The organism is Methanobrevibacter woesei (genome assembly GCF_003111605.1).
Taxonomy (GTDB): domain Archaea; phylum Methanobacteriota; class Methanobacteria; order Methanobacteriales; family Methanobacteriaceae; genus Methanocatella; species Methanocatella woesei.
Map to the genome: position 1 here is coordinate 98,925 of NZ_MZGU01000006.1, position 19,096 is coordinate 118,020.

General features: G+C 30.5%; 25 protein-coding genes. 6 read left to right on the top strand and 19 right to left on the bottom strand.

Annotation, left to right across the window (positions count from 1 at the left end; genetic code table 11):
- Positions 1 to 43: 43 nt before the first annotated feature.
- From MBBWO_RS06810 to MBBWO_RS06840, 7 genes are all read right to left on the bottom strand, one after another.
- Complete coding sequence (locus MBBWO_RS06810) at positions 44 to 586, bottom strand: putative immunity protein (protein WP_116670143.1); 543 nt, start codon at positions 584 to 586, stop codon at positions 44 to 46.
- A 103-nt stretch (positions 587 to 689) separates the two neighbouring features.
- Positions 690 to 1,265, bottom strand: coding sequence for a 30S ribosomal protein S3ae (locus tag MBBWO_RS06815; RefSeq protein ID WP_116670144.1), 576 nt, complete (start codon positions 1,263 to 1,265; stop codon positions 690 to 692).
- Positions 1,266 to 1,589: 324 nt separating this feature from the next.
- A complete protein-coding gene (locus MBBWO_RS06820) occupies positions 1,590 to 1,910 on the bottom strand; it encodes a NifB/NifX family molybdenum-iron cluster-binding protein (RefSeq protein WP_116670145.1) in 321 nt (106 codons plus the stop codon).
- 13 nt (positions 1,911 to 1,923) lie between these two features.
- Entirely contained in the window at positions 1,924 to 2,493 is a 570-nt protein-coding gene (locus tag MBBWO_RS06825; RefSeq protein ID WP_116670146.1) for a flavodoxin family protein, read from the bottom strand.
- 12 nt (positions 2,494 to 2,505) lie between these two features.
- Complete coding sequence (gene mtnP / locus MBBWO_RS06830; RefSeq protein ID WP_116670147.1) at positions 2,506 to 3,267, bottom strand: S-methyl-5'-thioadenosine phosphorylase; 762 nt, start codon at positions 3,265 to 3,267, stop codon at positions 2,506 to 2,508.
- 5 nt (positions 3,268 to 3,272) lie between these two features.
- Positions 3,273 to 4,721, bottom strand: coding sequence for an RtcB family protein (locus MBBWO_RS06835; protein ID WP_116670148.1), 1,449 nt, complete (start codon positions 4,719 to 4,721; stop codon positions 3,273 to 3,275).
- A 106-nt stretch (positions 4,722 to 4,827) separates the two neighbouring features.
- The gene (locus MBBWO_RS06840) at positions 4,828 to 5,268 is read right to left on the bottom strand and encodes an archease (RefSeq protein WP_116670149.1); all 441 of its coding nucleotides are present in this window, start codon (positions 5,266 to 5,268) and stop codon (positions 4,828 to 4,830) included.
- Positions 5,269 to 5,361: 93 nt separating this feature from the next.
- On the opposite strand from MBBWO_RS06840, the gene MBBWO_RS06845 reads away from it, so the two are divergent.
- Positions 5,362 to 5,544, top strand: a complete 183-nt coding sequence (locus MBBWO_RS06845) for a hypothetical protein (RefSeq protein ID WP_116670150.1) — start codon at positions 5,362 to 5,364, stop codon at positions 5,542 to 5,544.
- A gap of 171 nt (positions 5,545 to 5,715) precedes the next feature.
- On the opposite strand, the gene MBBWO_RS06850 is transcribed toward MBBWO_RS06845, so the two are convergent.
- From MBBWO_RS06850 to MBBWO_RS06865, 4 genes are read right to left on the bottom strand one after another with little or no spacing between them, the layout of a single operon-like run.
- Positions 5,716 to 6,834, bottom strand: coding sequence for an ORC1-type DNA replication protein (locus MBBWO_RS06850; protein WP_116670151.1), 1,119 nt, complete (start codon positions 6,832 to 6,834; stop codon positions 5,716 to 5,718).
- A gap of 39 nt (positions 6,835 to 6,873) precedes the next feature.
- Positions 6,874 to 7,599 carry a 6-hydroxymethylpterin diphosphokinase MptE-like protein gene (locus MBBWO_RS06855; protein WP_116670152.1) on the bottom strand — a complete coding sequence of 242 codons (726 nt, stop codon included), beginning with the start codon at positions 7,597 to 7,599 and terminating at the stop codon, positions 6,874 to 6,876.
- A gap of 10 nt (positions 7,600 to 7,609) precedes the next feature.
- Entirely contained in the window at positions 7,610 to 8,263 is a 654-nt protein-coding gene (locus MBBWO_RS06860; protein ID WP_116670153.1) for a YczE/YyaS/YitT family protein, read from the bottom strand.
- A gap of 18 nt (positions 8,264 to 8,281) precedes the next feature.
- Positions 8,282 to 8,935 (bottom strand): DUF6198 family protein, encoded by a 654-nt coding sequence (locus tag MBBWO_RS06865; protein ID WP_116670154.1) that lies wholly within the window; start codon positions 8,933 to 8,935, stop codon positions 8,282 to 8,284.
- Positions 8,936 to 9,119: 184 nt separating this feature from the next.
- Here MBBWO_RS06865 and MBBWO_RS06870 point away from each other — a divergent pair, with 184 nt between their 5' ends.
- From MBBWO_RS06870 to MBBWO_RS08140, 5 genes are all read left to right on the top strand, one after another.
- Positions 9,120 to 10,262, top strand: a complete 1,143-nt coding sequence (locus MBBWO_RS06870; RefSeq protein ID WP_116670155.1) for a pyridoxal-phosphate-dependent aminotransferase family protein — start codon at positions 9,120 to 9,122, stop codon at positions 10,260 to 10,262.
- A gap of 358 nt (positions 10,263 to 10,620) precedes the next feature.
- Positions 10,621 to 11,031 (top strand): GerW family sporulation protein, encoded by a 411-nt coding sequence (locus MBBWO_RS06875; protein ID WP_116670156.1) that lies wholly within the window; start codon positions 10,621 to 10,623, stop codon positions 11,029 to 11,031.
- Positions 11,032 to 11,055: 24 nt separating this feature from the next.
- Positions 11,056 to 11,691 (top strand): DUF2953 domain-containing protein, encoded by a 636-nt coding sequence (locus tag MBBWO_RS06880; protein WP_116670157.1) that lies wholly within the window; start codon positions 11,056 to 11,058, stop codon positions 11,689 to 11,691.
- Entirely contained in the window at positions 11,684 to 11,923 is a 240-nt protein-coding gene (locus tag MBBWO_RS06885; RefSeq protein ID WP_133241510.1) for a hypothetical protein, read from the top strand. The genes MBBWO_RS06880 and MBBWO_RS06885 overlap by 8 nt, the downstream gene beginning before the upstream one ends.
- A gap of 170 nt (positions 11,924 to 12,093) precedes the next feature.
- Complete coding sequence (locus tag MBBWO_RS08140) at positions 12,094 to 12,234, top strand: hypothetical protein (RefSeq protein ID WP_165807939.1); 141 nt, start codon at positions 12,094 to 12,096, stop codon at positions 12,232 to 12,234.
- Between the two features lie 6 nt (positions 12,235 to 12,240).
- Here MBBWO_RS08140 and MBBWO_RS06890 read toward each other — a convergent pair whose 3' ends face one another.
- From MBBWO_RS06890 to MBBWO_RS08145, 8 genes are all read right to left on the bottom strand, one after another.
- On the bottom strand, positions 12,241 to 12,813 hold the full coding sequence (locus MBBWO_RS06890) for a GNAT family N-acetyltransferase (protein ID WP_116670159.1): 573 nt from the start codon (positions 12,811 to 12,813) through the stop codon (positions 12,241 to 12,243).
- A 69-nt stretch (positions 12,814 to 12,882) separates the two neighbouring features.
- Complete coding sequence (locus tag MBBWO_RS06895) at positions 12,883 to 13,143, bottom strand: hypothetical protein (protein ID WP_116670160.1); 261 nt, start codon at positions 13,141 to 13,143, stop codon at positions 12,883 to 12,885.
- A gap of 90 nt (positions 13,144 to 13,233) precedes the next feature.
- Positions 13,234 to 14,784, bottom strand: coding sequence for a thiamine pyrophosphate-binding protein (locus MBBWO_RS06900; RefSeq protein WP_116670161.1), 1,551 nt, complete (start codon positions 14,782 to 14,784; stop codon positions 13,234 to 13,236).
- On the bottom strand, positions 14,781 to 15,239 hold the full coding sequence (locus tag MBBWO_RS06905; RefSeq protein ID WP_116670162.1) for a dCTP deaminase: 459 nt from the start codon (positions 15,237 to 15,239) through the stop codon (positions 14,781 to 14,783). The genes MBBWO_RS06900 and MBBWO_RS06905 overlap by 4 nt, the downstream gene beginning before the upstream one ends.
- A gap of 80 nt (positions 15,240 to 15,319) precedes the next feature.
- Positions 15,320 to 16,615 carry a cobalamin-dependent protein gene (locus tag MBBWO_RS06910; protein ID WP_165807940.1) on the bottom strand — a complete coding sequence of 432 codons (1,296 nt, stop codon included), beginning with the start codon at positions 16,613 to 16,615 and terminating at the stop codon, positions 15,320 to 15,322.
- Entirely contained in the window at positions 16,608 to 17,027 is a 420-nt protein-coding gene (locus MBBWO_RS06915; RefSeq protein ID WP_116670164.1) for a hypothetical protein, read from the bottom strand. Before MBBWO_RS06915 ends, MBBWO_RS06910 begins: the two co-directional genes overlap by 8 nt.
- Positions 17,020 to 18,933: an AAA family ATPase gene (locus MBBWO_RS06920; RefSeq protein ID WP_116670165.1), complete on the bottom strand. Its 1,914-nt coding sequence runs from the start codon at positions 18,931 to 18,933 to the stop codon at positions 17,020 to 17,022. Before MBBWO_RS06920 ends, MBBWO_RS06915 begins: the two co-directional genes overlap by 8 nt.
- A 12-nt stretch (positions 18,934 to 18,945) precedes the next feature.
- Positions 18,946 to 19,095 carry a hypothetical protein gene (locus MBBWO_RS08145; RefSeq protein ID WP_165807941.1) on the bottom strand — a complete coding sequence of 50 codons (150 nt, stop codon included), beginning with the start codon at positions 19,093 to 19,095 and terminating at the stop codon, positions 18,946 to 18,948.
- Position 19,096 lies beyond the last annotated feature (1 nt).

A 19,096-nucleotide genomic window follows, 5' to 3' on the forward strand; every position in this document is an offset into this window, starting at 1 on the left:
TTAAAATTAGAAAAATAGCTATTGAAAGTTAACTGGAGGTAATTTATTTAAGTAAAAAATCAGCCCATGTAAAATTATAAATATCCTTATTTTTACTCCAGTAATTCAGTTTATCAATATATTCCTGTTTTCTGGATTCTATAAACTCAAAACAGTCATCAATTCCATATCTATGAACAAATGAAGTTAAATCATATATTGGATATCCCATTGCATGACCTGCAGTGTGAACAACAGAACAGGCTTGGCCAACTGCATGAACAGTAGCTATATCTTCCTTATTATCAATTTCTTTTGCAAAACCATGACAGTCTAGAATTTTACGCTGTGCAATAGGCATTTTAATTTCTCCTCTTGCCCATGCTTTTGAATAGACCAATGCATCTCTTGGACGATTTTCATGAGGGTATTTCTCCTCTAGAACCTTAATAGATTCACATGCCAAATCAAAAGCCCACATTACAAGAACTATTCTGTTTTGTTTTTCCACTAAAGATGCCAAATCCTCTAAAAATTCACAGTCTTTCCTGAATAATATCTGATTTTTTCTCTTAAGCTTGATTTTAACATCATCTAACCAATTCATGAGATTACCATGCAAAATCCATTATTAAGTTTTTAAAAGAAGTTCTAATTGAAAAATAGGATTATTATAATAAAAAAAGTTAAAAAAAAGAGAAATAAAGTATTTAGTTTAATACTTTACTTTTGATGATTTCTACTCTTTTAAGAGGGTAGATTTTTTTAGCTCTGTGATAAACTTCACTAGCTAATTTACCGTTAACAGAAGACATTACTAATTCTTCAAAGGTTTTTTCAGCTGCATTTTCCATTAATAATTCAGTAATAACTTCTCTCATGTATTTTTGTTGGGAAGATTTAGCTCTCCTAGTAGTTACAGCTAATACGTGAAGTTTAATTTTACGATCATCTTTAGTTTTTACAATTGCAGAAGCGTCGATTCTACTGGTTCCTCTTCTAATCATGCTTCTAATGTAATCAGTAGTAGTTTTGTGACCAGTGAATTTGGTGTTTGCTACTTCTCCAGCTACATTGTCAATTTCAAATCTGAGTTTAATGTATTGTTTTGAGAAGTCACCGGTTAATTCCCTCATAGTTACTTCTACTCCCCTACCAATGAGGTAATCAGGATCTCTTGCTGGGGTTTCTCCAATTTCTTTGTCTTCGAAAGCTACTGGAGTTTTAATAGTATACCAATCTTTTTCTTTCCATGTGTCACGTACTCTACGTCTTGCTTTTGCCATTATACCACCGTTATTTATTTTTCCTTAATTTTTGATTATAATAAAATATAGCTTTAGCTATTAAATTTTAGTAAATATTAATTTATAAAATAGCCTATAACATAATCTTTTTAATTAGAAAAAGAATTTATTTATTGAAAAACATTTATTAGGCTATCAAGAGTTTTAAAAGTCTTATTTAAAGAAATATTTATAAAGTTTGAAAAATTATTATTAAAACCCGCCCATAAAGGTTATTATTAGTTTTTTTCTTTATGATATATAAAGATATTGAATCCCTTAATAAATAAAAATTAAAAATAAAAAAATAATTAAAAAATTAAATTAACTTCTCATAAAGTTGTAATGATCAATGTATCTTTTTAAAACTTCATCAATAGGACCTTCATCTGAAACTAATTTGATTTTAGCATCATCCGCCTTAATTTTAGATTTAAATCCATATTTAACAGAAATAATAACATCACAATCTTCACATGCCTGTATAACTTTTCCACCTTGATGTTTATCATCTTCCAGCTCTAAAATCCTATGTTCTAGAAGAGTTATTCCTTCATCATCATATTCGTAGATATAAAGAGAATATGCTTTTCCCAAATGCAAGTCTACATTTTCACCATTTGAAGATGCAATAGCTATTTTCATTTTAAAAAAGCCCCTAATCATTTAATTTTTTAATAATTTTTGCAACATTCTGTCCAAATAATTTGATGGTGTTGATTCCTTCCTCATCATCAAGAGCAGTTCCTTCTGGTCCTGCAAATACCATGTTCCAGTAGTTACTTCCTGCAACAATCATGTTATTAATTCCAAAGAACATGTTCATTTCCTGTAAGGTTATTGTTTGGCCACCACGTCTTGCAACAGCAATTGGTCCTCCAACCATCCAGTCAAGGAACTTATCATTTCCTCTGGAGAGTTTACCAATTCTTTGAAGTGCAGCCATAATATCTCCTCTTGCAGTTCCAAAGTATACTGGAGCAGCAGGGATAAATCCTTCTGCATCTCTTAATTTATCTGCAATCTCATTGATTCCATCATTAATAATACATTTTCCAGTTCCTGCACATTTACTGCATCCTAAACAGGATTGAATAGTTTTACCCCTTAATCTTAGGATTTCAGTTTCCACTCCTTCTTTTTCAATCTCTTCAGCACAAACTTCTAAAACATCTTGAGTATTACTGTTTGCTCTTGGACTTGCATTTAATAAAATAACTTTAACCATTCTCTCACTTCCTTATGCTTCTGCACCATCTAAGGCATGTAAACATGCACAGTCTTTATCAGCATCTAAATTTTTAATAATTTCATAAATCAAATCTAATAATTCAGCCTGTTTAATCTCCATAACCTCAAATACTTCATCAATGGTTAATTTTTCAGGAGAGATTCCAGCTGCAAAATTAGATACAATACAAATTGATGAATAGCACATTTCTCTTTCACGTGCTAAAGTAGCTTCTGGAAGACCAGTCATACCAACTACATCTCCACCAAGCATTTTAAACATTTTAATTTCAGCAGGAGTTTCAAATCTTGGCCCTTCTGTACAGACATAGGTTCCTCCAACAATTACATCTCCGCAACTAGCTATTGTTTTAGCTGTTTCATTACAATAAGGTTCAGTTGCATCAATATGAACCACCTTATCATTAAAGAAGGTTTTATCCCTAACTGATGTGAAATCTAGGAAATCATCAGGAATGACAAAAGAACCAGGACCCATATTCTCATTAAGAGAACCAACAGAGTTGGTAGCAATTATTTTGGTTACTCCACACTGTTTTAATGCATCAATATTTGCCTTGTAGTTGATTTTATGTGGAGGAATGCTATGGCCTGAAGCATGTCTTGGAATGAATGCTACTTTTTTACCAGCCATATCTAGGATAGATACTTCCACATCATCCCCATAGTCGGTTTTAACCATCTTTTTTTCAATATTATCTGCTTTTTCGGTGATTTCGTAAACACCACTTCCACCAATAATACCAATCATAAGAATTACCCTTTAGTTACTGCTAATGGAGATACTTTAGCTACTAATTTAGCTATTCCAGTTTCATCAGATACTCTTACAACACTGTCAACATCTTTATAAGCTTCAGGTGCTTCTTCTGCAATTACATTTGGTGATGTTGCCTTGATTTTAATTCCTTTTTCATTTAAGGATTTTTCAATGTCTTCACCTTTGTAATCTTTTTTAGCCTGAGTTCTGGAGAGCACTCTTCCAGCACCATGAGCAGTGGATCCAAAGGTTTCTTCCATAGCTACATCAGTCCCATGTAAAACATAGGATGCTGTACCCATAGTTCCAGGAATAAGGACTGGCTGACCAACTTCCCTATATTTTTCAGGAACTTCTTCTCTTCCAGGACCAAATGCACGTGTTGCACCTTTTCTATGTACAATAAGGGTTGTGTCTCTGCCATTAAGTTTATGAACTTCTTTTTTAGCAATGTTATGAGCTACATCATAAACTATTCCCATATCCATTTCTTTTGCAGATTTTCCCATTACTTCTTCAAAGGTTTCACGTATCCAGTGAGTCATCATCTGACGATTTGCCCAAGCATAATTAGCTGCAGCATACATAGCTTTTAAATAATCTTGAGCTTCATGAGTATCAAGTGGAGCGCAAGCTAGTTGTCTGTCTGGAATATCGATGTTGTGATTTTTATATGCTTTATCCATTAATCTCAAGTAATCAGAACATACCTGATGACCGCAGCCTCTTGAACCACTGTGAATCATAATTACAATCATTCCTTCTTTAAGTCCAAATACTTCAGCTACTTCTGAATCATAGATATCTTCAACTTTTTGAATTTCTAAGAAATGATTACCTGAACCTAGAGAACCTAATTGAGGAATACCTCTTTTTTTAGCTTTATCACTTACTTTGGTGCTGTCAGCTTCTTTAATGCAACCGTTTTCTTCAAGGTATTCAAGGTCTTCTTCCCAACCATAGTCATTTTCAACAGCCCATTTAGCTCCATAGTCTAGGACATCATTGATTTCATCTTCATCAAGTCTGATTTTTCCTTTACTGCCCACTCCAGATGGGATGTTTTTAAATAACTTCTCTACAAGCTCATCTAACTTATCAGCAATATCTTCTTCAGTGAGGTTGGTCCTTATTAATCTAACACCACAATTAATATCAAAACCTACTCCTCCAGGAGAAACAACACCATTTCTTTCATTAAATGCAGCTACTCCACCAATTGGAAATCCATATCCAAAATGAATATCAGGAAGACCAATTGCAAACTTTTGAACACCTGGCAAACATGCAACATTAGCTATTTGTTCCATTGCACCGATTTCTAAGTTTTCAAAGCTTTCTTCATCAAGATATAATCTACCAGTAGCCCTCATTTTTTTATTGTAGCTACCTGAGATTTCATAAACATTATCACGAATTTTAGTTATGTTATCTTTAATACTCATAGCAATCACAACATATATCTATAAATTTATGTTCGACCTTTATTAAATAAATTTGTATTATAAAAATTAGCTTCTTTTAGATTTTTTAAAATTAAAAAAAAATAAGTTATAAATCAAGAATAACACTGGATTTGTATAGATTATCCTCTTTAACAATATCCATCATGTGAAATGTAATTGCCTTTACTTCTTCGCCCCTTTCATGAATTTCCCAGTTTATTTCTTCACCTTTTATAGTTGCATCAAGTTTGTAATTTTCACCATCTTTTTTGATAGCTACATCAAATTGTGAAAATAACATGAACTCCACTTCATGCATAAACAACAATTCTTCAAGAAAATCATATAATAAAGAGATCTTATCCTCTGAAGTGACAGATATTTCCTTTGTTTCAACTGGTTTTATATCATCAGTATTTGAAATAACATTAAACATGGCTAATCCTGCATTTTCAAATACTTCTTCCAAATTATTTCCATAAGAGTAAAATCCAATATCTGCAGTTACATCAAAGAATTCAAAGGGTTTTTCTATATTTTTACACATACATTTCAACTCTAAAAATATTACTTTTCAAATGGGGTCGCTCTTTCTTTATATTATACTTTTAAACAATATTAATTTAGCGATGTGATAAAAATGTTAAAGACTTATAATACTGATTTAAAAGCTGATTTAAGAAAAAGAAATTCCTTTACAGATGAAATACAATTCAGTAGTTATGATATTAAAGCTTGCATGGTGATACTTGCAGTATTTGCAGTATTGCTTTTATCTGTAATTTCTGTTGTAACAGCACAAAACCCTAGTTTCATATATTAAATGAAATTTATTTTATAGAATATACCAAACCCTAATATATTTGCTGTAACATTATGCAAGTTGATCCATGCAAATTGTTAATGTTAACGGAAATTACAATATCAAAAAAAAAAGTTTAGGGAAAAGGTTAGTCCTCCAGATACAAATTGAAAGATCTTTTTCCTAAATTCACTATTTTCTACATTTTGAGTAATCATTACTTGTAAATCTTGGAATTATTTCTCTTGAATTGCCACGAACACCTTTTCCAGTGAATTTGGTATCAATTAACCTTAAAAATTCTAGTTTTTCTAAAGTTCTGTTAAAGGTAGCATAGCTAACTCCTTTTTCTTCTTTGAATAATTCAGACAGATTACCTGCAGTGTAAATCTCTTCACTATCCATTATAATATCAAGCAATGCTCTTTCTGTATCATTTAATGAATTTAAAGTTTGAGACAAATCAATAGGAACTAATGAACCAATAGCTTTATCCAAATGTTCCTTGGTAATTTCACGGGCTGCCTCTGACTCTGCAATATTACCACAGGTTCTAAGTAAATTAATACCTATCCTCAAATCCCCTTTTTCATAGGTATACATAGCTATTTCTTCAATAATCTCTTCAGAAATTACATTTGGGAAGAATCCTGCATTAACCCTGTCTGTTAAAATACTTTGAATTTCTGAAAGAGAATATGGCTGAAAAATAACATCATTAGGAATAAAGACAGTTGTAACATTTTTATCAAATGCAAACCTGAACTCCAAGTCTGATAAAATTGCAAAAATACTTGTCTTTACACCAGAAAACTCTTCATATGCCCTTAAAACATCATAAAATACTTTATTAATTACTTTTCCCTGAAAAAGATAGTTAACATCATCTAATGCTAAAACAAGTGATTTCTTTTCTTTTTGAAGATATTGCATGATTTTAGTGTATATTCTAGTAAAAGGAACACCTGTTTCTGGAGGCAAATGTCCAAATATCTTTTTATATATTTGAGAAAAGATTCCGAATTTAGTTGTATGAATCTGGCAGTTAATATAAACACAAACCACTTTTGTTGTGTTCTTTTCAACTAATTCAAAAACTTTTTTAACAGCTGTTGTTTTCCCTGTTGCACATGATCCAAGAACGACTAGATTAGAAGGTTGACCACCACCAATTGCTGGCCTAATAGCTAAAGCCATACCTTCCATTTGACTATCCCGATAATTGTAGTTAGGTGGCACATAATCTGGATCAAATGCGTTTATATTAGAAAATAAACTTTCATCATGCATTAAAATATCTTCAATTGCCATAATAATATTATAATTTTAACTAATATAAAAAAATGTTGATTATTTTAGGTTAATAATAGCTACATCCTCATTTTCACTAACCCAATTAGTTAATTTCTCAGCATATACAAGTTTTTTCTTCTTAATTTCATCAGCAGGACCAGTGGCTCCAGGAATATTTGGTCTTGAGTACTTGGTTACAACATCTCCAAAGTCCATTCCAGCTAGTATAATGTTTTCTGCTTCAAGTGCAACAGCTAAAAATATTGCCCTATCACCATCAGTGAATCCTCCAAAGTTATAAAGGTTTCCATGAGGTTTGGATTGAGTAGTTCCTAAAATATTGTCAAAAAATGGAGTGTATTTTAGAATAGCTTCCTTATTGTTGCCATGAGCATGAATAACCATTAATGAACCTCTGCAGTTTGCAAGTAAGATATCATTTATTGTTCCATCTAAATCAGTAGCTACAATATCTGGAATTATTTTCTCTTCAATAAGTGCAGTTGTTGCCCCGTCAGCAGCGATTAATGTATAGTCATTTAAATCATAATTTTCTTTAAGTTCCTGAATATGTTTTTTTAAGGAAGGGCCTGCTCCAAAGACAATGAAATCATTGCTTTTACGGTATGTGTGTATTAACTCATAAAGGTCTTCTAAAGTGAGTGCCCCTTCATCAAATAATATTTCATCAAGTTCCTTTGCTGATGCTTCATCATCATCCTTTGAAAAGCCAAAGTCATCTAAGATTTCATTATACCATTTTTCCCAAATTCCAAAATCCATTTTAAAACACCTACATTTTTTTCAAATCAACATCTTTTCCTGTTAAATAAGTATAAGCTTTGTTAATATATTTTAATGTTATTCCAACAAAAATAGCTGAAATAATAGTTCCAATACCTACACTACCACCAATAACACCTAAAAATACATATGAAAGTACAAAGGATGCTATAACCATTGTACTGTCAAAGAAAACCTTTATTCTTGGGAATAATCTTTTTGAAACAATAGCTATTGACTGAACAACTCCTTCACCAGCCAATGGCACTAAATTTGTAGGTACATAGAAAAACAGACCTAATGCAACTAAAAATATGCTTACAACCATCATAACCAATGCCCATAAAAAATTTGAAGGCTCTGGAATAAAATTGATTAAATTAACTGCGACAGTTGTGAAAAAACCAAAGATTATACTTACAGGTATCTGCAGGAGATGTTTCTTTTTAAATTTCCTTCTAAGTATAATAGGCTCTGTCAAGACAAGCAAAACATTGAATATTGAAGTAGCAAGTCCAACTTCAATTCCCCAAATCAACTCCATTGAATATGGAATAGAACTAATTGGAGTAGAACCTAAATTTGATTTTAGGGAAAATGCAATCCCCAAAGTCATAATAAATAAACCAAATAAATATTGTACAATTCTCCTAGTGGAATTCATAATTTTACTAAATACCTCCTACATTTTTTTTAAGTCAGCATTAAGACCTGTAAAGTGTAAAACTACTTTATTAATATATTTTAATGTTATTCCAACAAAAATAGCTGAGAAAATAGTTCCAATACCTACACTACCACCAATAACTCCTGTAAATATGAAACATAAAACAAATGAAAGCACAACTACTGAAACATCAAAGAATACTTTAACTTTTGTAAATGGCTGATTAGATACAATAGCTATTGCCTGAGTGATTCCTTCCACTGATAAAGGAACAATATTTGTAGGAACATAAAAGAACAATCCTAAAGCAACTAAAAATGTACTTACAAGCACCATAATTACAATTAGTATAATATTTGAAGTGTCTGGAAGCAAATTAACTAAATTAACAGATATTGTTGTAAAAAATCCAAACAATATTCCAACAGGGACTTGCAAGAAGTGTTTAGGCTTAAATGCCCTTCTCAATAATATCAATTCAGTTATAACAAGCATAGTATGAAATATAACAGTTGCAACCCCTATTTCAATTCCCCAAATAACATTAAGTGTATATGGAATAGAACTAACAGGAGTAGAACCTAAATTAGATTTAATTGAAAGACCTACTCCTAATGTGATTAAAAATAAACCAAAAACATAATTAAAAATTCTTCGAAATTCTATCATAATATTCTCCTAATGTAAAACAAATGTTCAATATTATATATGTAAATCCTCTTTTAAAAAGACAATGTTTAATATAATAAAATTGAATAAAAATTCAAATTTTACATAATATTTAAAAAGTATAAAAATTAAAAAAGTAACTAGCTATGAAAAGCTACTTATGTTCTAATTGGAGGAAAAATTAATGGATGATATTTTATTAATGCTTCCTGGACCAACAACTGTACATCCAAGAGTTCTTAATGCAATGTCTCAAGCAGTTGTTAACCACAGAAGTAAAAGATATGGGGAAATTTTAACTGAAACTAACGAATTAATGTCAAAAATGTTTCAAACTGAAAATCAATCTTATTTAATTACTGGATCCGGAACTGCTGTAATGGAAGCAGGAATTAGTAATGTTTTAAATGCTGGAGAAAAAGTATTAAATGTAGTTGGTGGAAAATTCGGTGAACGTTTCAAAAAAATAGCTGATGCACATGGTATTAAAACCCAAGAGTTAGCTGTTGAATGGGGAACTGCAGTAACCCCTGAACAAATTAAAGAAGCTTTAGATGCTGATGAATCCATCAAAGCAGTAAGTGTTGTTCACAACGAAACTTCCACTGGTGTAGCTGCTCCAATTAAAGAAATTGGTAAAGTAATGAAAAACTACGATGCATTATACATTGTAGATACAGTATCTTCCCTTTGTGGGGATGAAGTGGATGTAGACAAATACAACATCGATGTTTGTGTAACCGGTTCTCAAAAATGTATTGCTGCACCACCTGGAATGGCTGCAATTACCTACAGTGACGATGCATGGGCAGCATGTGAAAATGTCGATTCACACACTTTCTACTTAGACATGAAAGCATACAGAAAAAGCGGAAACAAAGACCCTGCTGAAACTCCTTACACCCCTTCAGTATCATTAACTTACGCTATGAACGAAGCATTAAAAATGATTGATGAAGAAGGACTTGACAAAAGAGTTGCACGTCACCACAAAGCTGCAAATGCTACTGTTGCAGCTGCAAAAGCACTTGGTCTTGAATTATTTGCTGATGAAAAAGTATCTTCAGCTACTGTAACTGCACTTAAAATACCTGAAGGACTTACTGATTCTGACTTCAGAGGAACCATCCGTGACGAATTTGGTGTAGAATTAGCTGGTGGACAAGATCACTTAAAAGGTAATGTATTTAGAATAGGACACATGGGTAACATCTCCTACAAAGAGTTATTCCAAACCTTTGCAGCTATGGGAATCTACTTAGAAAGAAATGGTATTGTAGAGGACGGAGCTGCTGGAGTATCCTCTCTTGTAAAATCCTATCTCTAAATTTTCTCTTTTTTTCTTTTTTTAATCTTTTTTTTTCTGAATTTAACATATTACAGCTTATTTTAGGTATGTAAAATAATAATAAAATAAATATAGTAATAGGAATATAAATATTACTGTTTAATGAATAAAAATTAACTTGCCTTACTTCAAGAAAAGCAAGGAATTACTTTATAAGCTCTAAGAGTCACTCCCTAATCCGATTCTTAGAGCTTTTTTTATTTAAATCTACTTTTTAACACTTTCTTTTTCAATTATAGATAAAAATAGCTAAATCTTATTCACTTTTTATTAAAAAAAAACTAACTTTATATTAAATAAATGCAATAAGTATAATTAATTTAAAGGAGTTAAAAATATGGTTGAATCAAACATTAGAGCAACTGTTGAAGAATTGCGCAAATTAACAAATGTTAACAATTATATTGGTGAACCTATTGAAACCGATGATAAAATCCTTATTCCAGTAATGAGAATGGGAGTGGGATTTGCTGTTGGAAAAAACATGATTAGAAGTGAAGACAGTGATATAGTTGGAGCTGGAGCTGGAGTGGAACCAACATCCATGGTCATCATACCTAAATCTAGAGACACTACTGAAGGAATGAGAGTTCTTAACTTAACCAAAGGAAATGAAGTCAACAAGGCTTTAAGTGATCTTGGTTTAGTTATCAGTGACTTAGTAAAAGAGTACATTAAAAAAGAGGAAGATGACGACTACGATGAAGGAGAATACATTGAACCAAACACTCCTAAAGTAACTGACTAAACACTCCTTAATTAAGTGGTTAAATTGAGCATCCCTGAAGTTATAGGAATAATAATTGCAGTTATACTAATTTTAATAATTGTATTCCTTTATCTTGGAGTTAGAATCAATTTAACCTATAATAAACTTAATTCTGATTTTGAATATCATTTAAACATAACCTTGCTAAATAGCTATTCTATTTTTAGAAAGGATTATCCTTCACCAAAAGAAGGTGAAAGTGATGATGAAAAAGAATCTGATAGGGATGGCGAAGGTTATCCATTTAAAGAGATTGTAAAACCACTGCTTGATGTTTTAGATAGTCTAATTGAGTACTTAACTGAGATTCTCCACTCTCTTGAAATTAAAAAATTGGAAAATCATTTAGATTTTGGTATGTCTAGCTATGTCAGCACTGCAAAATATACTGGATATATGTGGTCATTGTTTGTAGTTCCAAATAGCTCTCATAAAAATGTAAAGTTAACTGTTGAACCTACATTTAAAGAACCAACATTTGATTTTAAAGGGTGTGTTGATATCAAGGTAAATCTCCTGAAGATTGTTATTCCAACAATCCAATTATTAAGGCAGAAAGAAGTGAGAGATTTTATAAAACTGGTAAGAAATCCAAGGGAAGGTAAAGATAATGGAGAAAATCAAGAACCTAGTGAATAATACCATAAGCCGCAAATCAAGAATCCTCTTTAAGGAAGTTGAAGTTCTTGACTTAAAGCTCTATTTTACCTTCGAGGAGATTACCACCATAATCTACAAGAATGTAAGTTCCTTTGAAGTTAAACCCCTAGGATTTATCTTTGAAAAAGAGGAGTGGATTTTTGTACCCTTTGATGAGTCTTTTAACAATGAAGAGAGAATTGTTCGTGAATTTGTTAAAAGATGTTTATAACTTAGATTTTCTTGAATATTCTTCTTTTTGAATTTAATTCAGCTAAAAATTGACATAAATCATCAAAATATACTTAATTCAACTTTAATGATGTTAAATAACAGTTAAAACTAAATAAATAATAAGATAAGCAATAATATAACCTTAAAACAACATATGAAGTGATATAAATGGCAAAACTTATTAATCCCACCCCCGTCTTAAAAGGAGAATATGCAAAAGAATTTATTAAAGATATGGATAAAAAACCATCTAAAAAAGAAAAAGATATGTTCAATAGAATGAAAAATCCAAGAAGACCTATGATTTAACTTTATTTATCCCTTTGAAGCTCTATAAATATCAAAATATAATGCAATTGTCCTTTCAGGGTTTAATTTTTTTATTTTATTTAAGCTTTTAATTAAGTTTTTATCCTTTTTAAGTACAGAGAATCCATTATTCTCATAAAAATGATATGCTTTCACATAACCATCAACAGTAATATACCTAACACCAACATCATTTATTGACAAATTGTAGATAATATTCATAATACTTTCAAGAATAATTGTGCCCAATCCCTGATTAGTATATTTTTTATCAAGTGCTAATCTACCAATTTTTATAGCTGGTAACTCTTTGAATCTTGTTTTTAATTTTATCTTATTACACTCATCTTCTGAAAGTTTTGATATTCTAATTTTATCTGTTAAAAGAGAAAAATAACCAATAATCTCACCATCACAACAAATTAATTTAGTCATGTTAAATTTATAATTTTGTTGAATTAATGCATCTTCTTTTAAAAATTCATTGAGATCATCGGAATCACAGTGAAAAGAAGACAAATCATGTTCAGATGTAAGCAACTCAAAACGGTAATTATTTTTAATATATTCCATATCCATGTATTACTAATTATCGATAAATTATTATTAATTTTTTGGAAGAATTAAAATAAACATTACAAAGCCATTTCAATATGGAATTTCCCCATCTCTTTTTTCAATAAACTTATCTGAAATCAAATTACATAATTCCGCAAGATACATCAGATTGCATAAATATTCAACATCTGGTGAAGGACATCTCGCCACAAGAAGCAGGTCATCTGAATTTTTCCTGTAATCTCTTTCAAATTTCCTTATTCTTCGCAATAAACTGCCCCTTTCCTTTAAAAGCTCTTCATAGGATAAATCCTTTACAGTTTCAATGTACCCCTTTGGACTAATCATCATTTCATTCACCTACTTAAAGTAAACTATAACACTGCTACTTATTAAATGTTTATAAAATGTGTCTAAAATATTGTTTAAAAAAATAATTGATTATTTAGGAAGTGGAATGTCCTCCTGCCTTACAACAACCTCTAAAAGGAAAGGCTTGCTTGACTCTTTAACACAAGCTAAAACACCTTTAAGTTCATCTTTAGAAGTTACCCTTGCTGAATCAATGCCATATGCACTAGCTATTTTAATAAAATCAGGATTGGTTAAATCCACTTCAAAGGGATCCATATTGTAAACATTCCTCTGAGTCTGTTTTATAACCCCATACTGAGAATTGTTAAGGATTACCATTAATATATTAAGGTTGTTTTCAGCCACTGTAGCTAATTCCTGCATATTCATCTGAAAATCACCATCACCATTAATGAGGATGATTTTTTCCTGAGGCTTAGCTATTGCAGAGCCCACTGCAGCTGGAAGACCATAGCCCATTGGTGCAAACCCTCCTGAAAAGAGAAGTTTTCCAAAATCATCTGACTTTTTAAGAATAGTTGCCCAGGTAGTATGACTTCCTGCATCATTTACTATTCTGTTATTTCCAAATACCTCATAGATTGTGTTAATAGCTGACTGTGGCCTTAAAGGTTCTGATTCATCATCTATCCCATCAGTGTATTTTGAATCCTTTATTTTTAGGATATCTGAAAGCCAATTAGAAGAATTATTAAAGTTAATATGATTGATAAATTCCTTAACAGGTCCATGAACCCTGAATTTACCTTTTAAGCAGTTATTGTCAATGTTTACATGGATTAATTTGTCTTTAACTTCATCAGTGTTTTTAATAGTCCTTTCAGAGAGTCGCGTACCTAAAGCTATTATGCAGTCACAGTTTTCAAAGGCATATTTTGACCTTTCAAGACCCCTGTTTCCAATAAGGCCCAAAGAATGCTTTTCATTTTCATCCACTAACCCCTTGGCAGGATAAGTTGTAGCAACAGGTATTTGATACTTTTCAGTTATTTCTCTTATCTCCTCTTTAGATTCAAGAGCCCCTGAACCTAAAATGATTAAAGGCCTTTCTGATTTGTTAATGAATTTCTGAATCTTGTTGTAATTGTAAAAGAAATGATTATCATAATTTTTTAAAGGTTTTTTATTAATCTCATTAAGTAAAATATCCTTTGAGAGATTAATATGAACAGGTCCCCGATTAATTAAATGCATTGCCCTTGCAAAATTATCAACAGCTTCTTCAGCAGTATGAGGATTGAAGGACTTTACTGTGCATGTCTTGAAAATCTTTTTTAAAGGAAAAGACTGGAATTCATCTGTTTTTTTGCTAGCTATTGGATTGTCCCCAGTTAAAATAAGCATTGGAATGTTGTCTTTAAATGCTGTAGAAACAGCCATGACAAGATTAAGAGCACCGGGACCAGCAGTTGCAACACAAACTGCAGGTTTTCCTGAGGACTTGAAATAACCATCACAGGCATGAGCTGCAGCCTGTTCATGGCGAACAAGAATATGATTAAGGTTAGAATTAGCTAGTGCCTTGTAGAAAGGAAGAATCTGCTCACCAGGAATTCCAAAAATAGTATTTAGTTGAAACTCCTCTAGAAGCTCAACTAATCTATCTGCAAGATTCATTTTTCCTCTTCCTGATAAGAACCATTGTACTCTCCAGAGCCTTCAACTTTAAAGACAACCCCTTGAGCTATTCTGTCACCCTGCTTGATTTTATATTCATAGTCACCATGGTTGTAAATCATGAACATCAAGGTTCCGTAAAAGCCAGGATCACCAACAGCAGTCTGGACTGAAACAAAAGACCTTAAAAGAGTGGATCTAGGTAAATAAAGCATAGAATAACCTTTAGGTATTTTGATTTTCCTGTCAATACTAGCTAGATAAGCAGTATGAGGTTTTAAAGTGTATACAGGACCTTCCATTTCCTTAATTTCTGGAAGATTCTTTTCATTGTCAATAAGAGAGCCTTCACTTTCCTGAGTGTAAATTTTATCTAAAGGGAGGTCTATACCTGAAGGTTGGACCAATTCAGCAAAATCAGGGAATAATTTAATTAATTCTTCTTCACCAAGCATTTTATCACATCTAATTAAACTATTATCTTCTAATGGAAAAATATATCTTTTTTATCTTTCAGCTTAACAACAAATAAATACTATTTTTTTTCACCACTAACTAAAAAATCATCTAAAGATGTTTTAGTATGTTTTGGATAATTTATTTCCAGAGGATTCCATGCATCAGACAAATAATTTTTCACTTCCTCAAAACTCATTGATCTGAATTTTAATGAATCTTCTTTAGGTATTTTTTTTCTTTCTGCAGCATTAGAATAATATGCCATTTCATGACGAACACAAATATTATGTTGACGAACATTTCTTCTAAACTGCCTAACCTCTTCATCAGACCAATTATGATTAATATGATAATCTTCATTAGATTGAGGTTTTTTAGCATAAGGATTATAATTATCATCCAATCTGTTTAAAGGCCTATAACGACAGTCTGATACCTGAACACCCCATTTAAAACAATAAATTCTTTTTTCTTCAAGTTCAACAAAATCCAAATCATAATTATAAATCATAAAAATAGATATATCTTTAGGTTTAAATCCTGCTTCAACTAGAATATCAATTTCTTCTTTTCGTTTTTTATGAGATTTTACTGAATAATCCCATGCTAATTTAGGATTAACAAATCCCGCCTCTTTTAATAAAGTTGCTAGATTTGGATTTTGTCTTAAAATCCTACCATCAAATCCACTTTGAGATTCACAACGAGATATAACTTTTGAATTTTTTAATTCTACTAATTCCTTAAGTAACTCTTCAATATACTCATTAGCTAATAAATTATTATCATAAAAAATTAATTTTTTACGAATTATTTCCTCTTGAATTGATTTCTTGCATTTGAAAGTAGGTTCTATTTTATAAACACCACAAAACCCACATTTTCGCACACAACCTCTAGAAGAATGAACAATTTGATAATCAATCTTTGATTCATCTTCCCCCAATAATGAATAATCAGGTTTAATATCTTCAGCTTCTAAAATAATACCCTCATTAACATAATCACAACCAGTAAACTCTTTACATTTTTCTGGCATTAATGAAGCAAAAACTCCACCAACAACCGTAAAAGCTTTAGGAAAATGAAGTTTCGAAAAATCAACAGCATTTTTAACTTCATTTGCCCAATATGTAAAAACTGAAGTTATTAAAATCAAATCAGGATCAAAATCAAGATCTGATTTCAATAACTGATTTCTCAATCTTATTAATTTTGTTTCAATACCTCTAGATTTTAAGTAACTTGATATTTTTAACAAACCCACTGGCAATAAATCTGCATGGTTATGACTTTTTCTAGATAATGGAAAAGCAGGATCTATTAAAAGGACTTTTCTAACTCCTTTTAATAAATCATTAAAATTACTCATTATCATCACGTTTAATATATCTAATTTGATCATTAATTACTTTTTCAAACTCTAATAAAAAGTTTTCAGATGAAGACATCATTTCTAAATTATTAATAAAATGGATTCCCGTATTCGCATACTCTTGGCAGATTCTAATAATTTCATCCTCATTATTTAAAATATTCTCATCTTTAGTACTGGCATATGCAACAGCATAAAGTAAAGACATATCTTTAGAATTAAAATATTTTAATAAAGTTAATTCTTTTTCTTTTTTTAAAGGAGTCCTATGCCCCAATTTAAAACCAAATGCCATTGCCAATATAAATTTTTCTTTATGCCCTACATTTAAATTAAAATCATTATCTCCAATTAAACGAGAAGAATTATAAAAAAATAATGTTTCATCATCAACATAAACCCTATCCATCATTACCACCAATATTAGATATAGTTTCATCACCACTTAGAGTAATTGTATACTCATTAACATGTTCATTATTAAATAGTACCTTTATATCCTCAGAATACTCCGCAGGAGTGAGTAATAAAATTATTTGTTTATCTTCACTAATTTCAAGTAATGTCTTTGCAAAATTAACCCTATGCTCATCAGAAACTCTTGCTAATGGAGTATCAATCAATAAAGGTGAATTAAATCCAGAAACTGAATGAATTCCTAAAGTAAAAGCTAATGCTAACAATTCTCTTTCAGCAGCACTAGCAGAACCTAAAGAATTCTCATTAGTCTGAGAATGAATAAGTTCCAACATATAATTTTTTGGAATAACCACATCTACATAAGTGCCTTTTTTCCACAACAACTTAAAAAATGTATTTTTTGTATAATCTTGAATTTGTCTTCTAGTATAATCCATTACATCATGTTTAGTTGATTTAACTAATTCAAGTGCATCTTCACATAATTTTTTCTTTTTATTCAAGATTTTTGTCTTTGCTTGCTTATCCATTGCTTTTTCCAATTCTTTTTTTAAAGATGCAATTTCATCTTTTAAATATTTTATATTATTATTTACAGCACCCAATTCTTGATTGTTCTTAGATAAGTTATTTTCATGTTCTTTTCTTTCATGGAAACTTTTAGATATTCCTTCATGTTCAATATATTGGGAATCAACTTCTTGTTGTTCTTTTTTATAAGAATCCAGTTTATTCTCAAAAAAGATTGTGTCTTCAACTAAATTATCATATTGAACTTTATACCTATCAATATCCCTTTTATGCACTTTTAATTCGCCATTATAATCCAATAACAATTTAGATAAATCATTTGACAATTTATAATTAGCTAATGATTTTTTAAGGTATTCAATAGATTCATCATCCAATTCCCTACCACAAACATCACACCTATTATTATCTAAACTTTCATGGATAACATCTTCATCAACACGTTCTGGTAACTCATTATTTTCTATTTTATTATCAATAAACTTTGAAAATTCAAAAATTGCATCATGCAACAATACTTTAGATGAATTAAACACTAATAAACTAGCACGTTTTTTTTCAATATCGTCCAATTTATCTTCAACAGAAGCAATATCCTTTTTTAACTTATTTTTTTTATCTTCCAATTTGTCAATATCAGGAATACCTCTTAAAATATTAGATAAAAATTCAATTTGACTGTTAGCATCTTCAATATCTTTAATTAAAGATTTTTTTCTTTCTTTTTCTTTATTCAATGATTCCTCTTTAATTGCAATTTTATCATTTAAACTATCTAGATTTTTATTTTTAGATCCTGCTGATCTATTAATTGATGAAACTTTTTTAGATAAATGGTTTATCATTTCCTCCAAAACAACAATATTTGACAACTTAAAAACTTGTCCTTCAATATTCCTTGTTCTTGAATTTAAAAAATAGTTATCTAGTTGCTCTCCATCAAAAAAGAAAAATTCTCTTATCATTTGAGGAACAAACCCATCAACTTCCATATAAACTTCATCTTGTTTGGTTAATTTTATTAATTCTCCATTTTTCATTTTTTTCTCAACATGAAGAATAGATTCACGGTTACCAATTTTTTCACGTGAAAAAGTTATAGTTCCATTTTTAGTACCTACAACTAGTTTAACACTAACAATATCATCTGAAGCATTTAATTTTAAAATAGGCAAACCAGTTTCTTCAGAATATGCATGAGGCTCATCACCATATAAACACCAATTAATTGCATTTAAAAAGGTAGTTTTTCCAACCCCATTTTTTCCCACTATAATTTGAATATCTTTATCAGATTTTGGTAAAAATAATTTTAAATCACCATAAATTCTATAGTTATGGAGACATATTTCTTGAATACGCATTATTACCCTCCATTAAATATATTTATCAATGATTTTATCATACTTCTTTTTCCAGTCTCTTTCATACTTATATTCAATAAAGAATATATCCTTTGTAAATTCAAATAACTTTTTATTCTTAGACTTCTTTTCTAAAAGATTTAAAATAGCAATATCATCCATA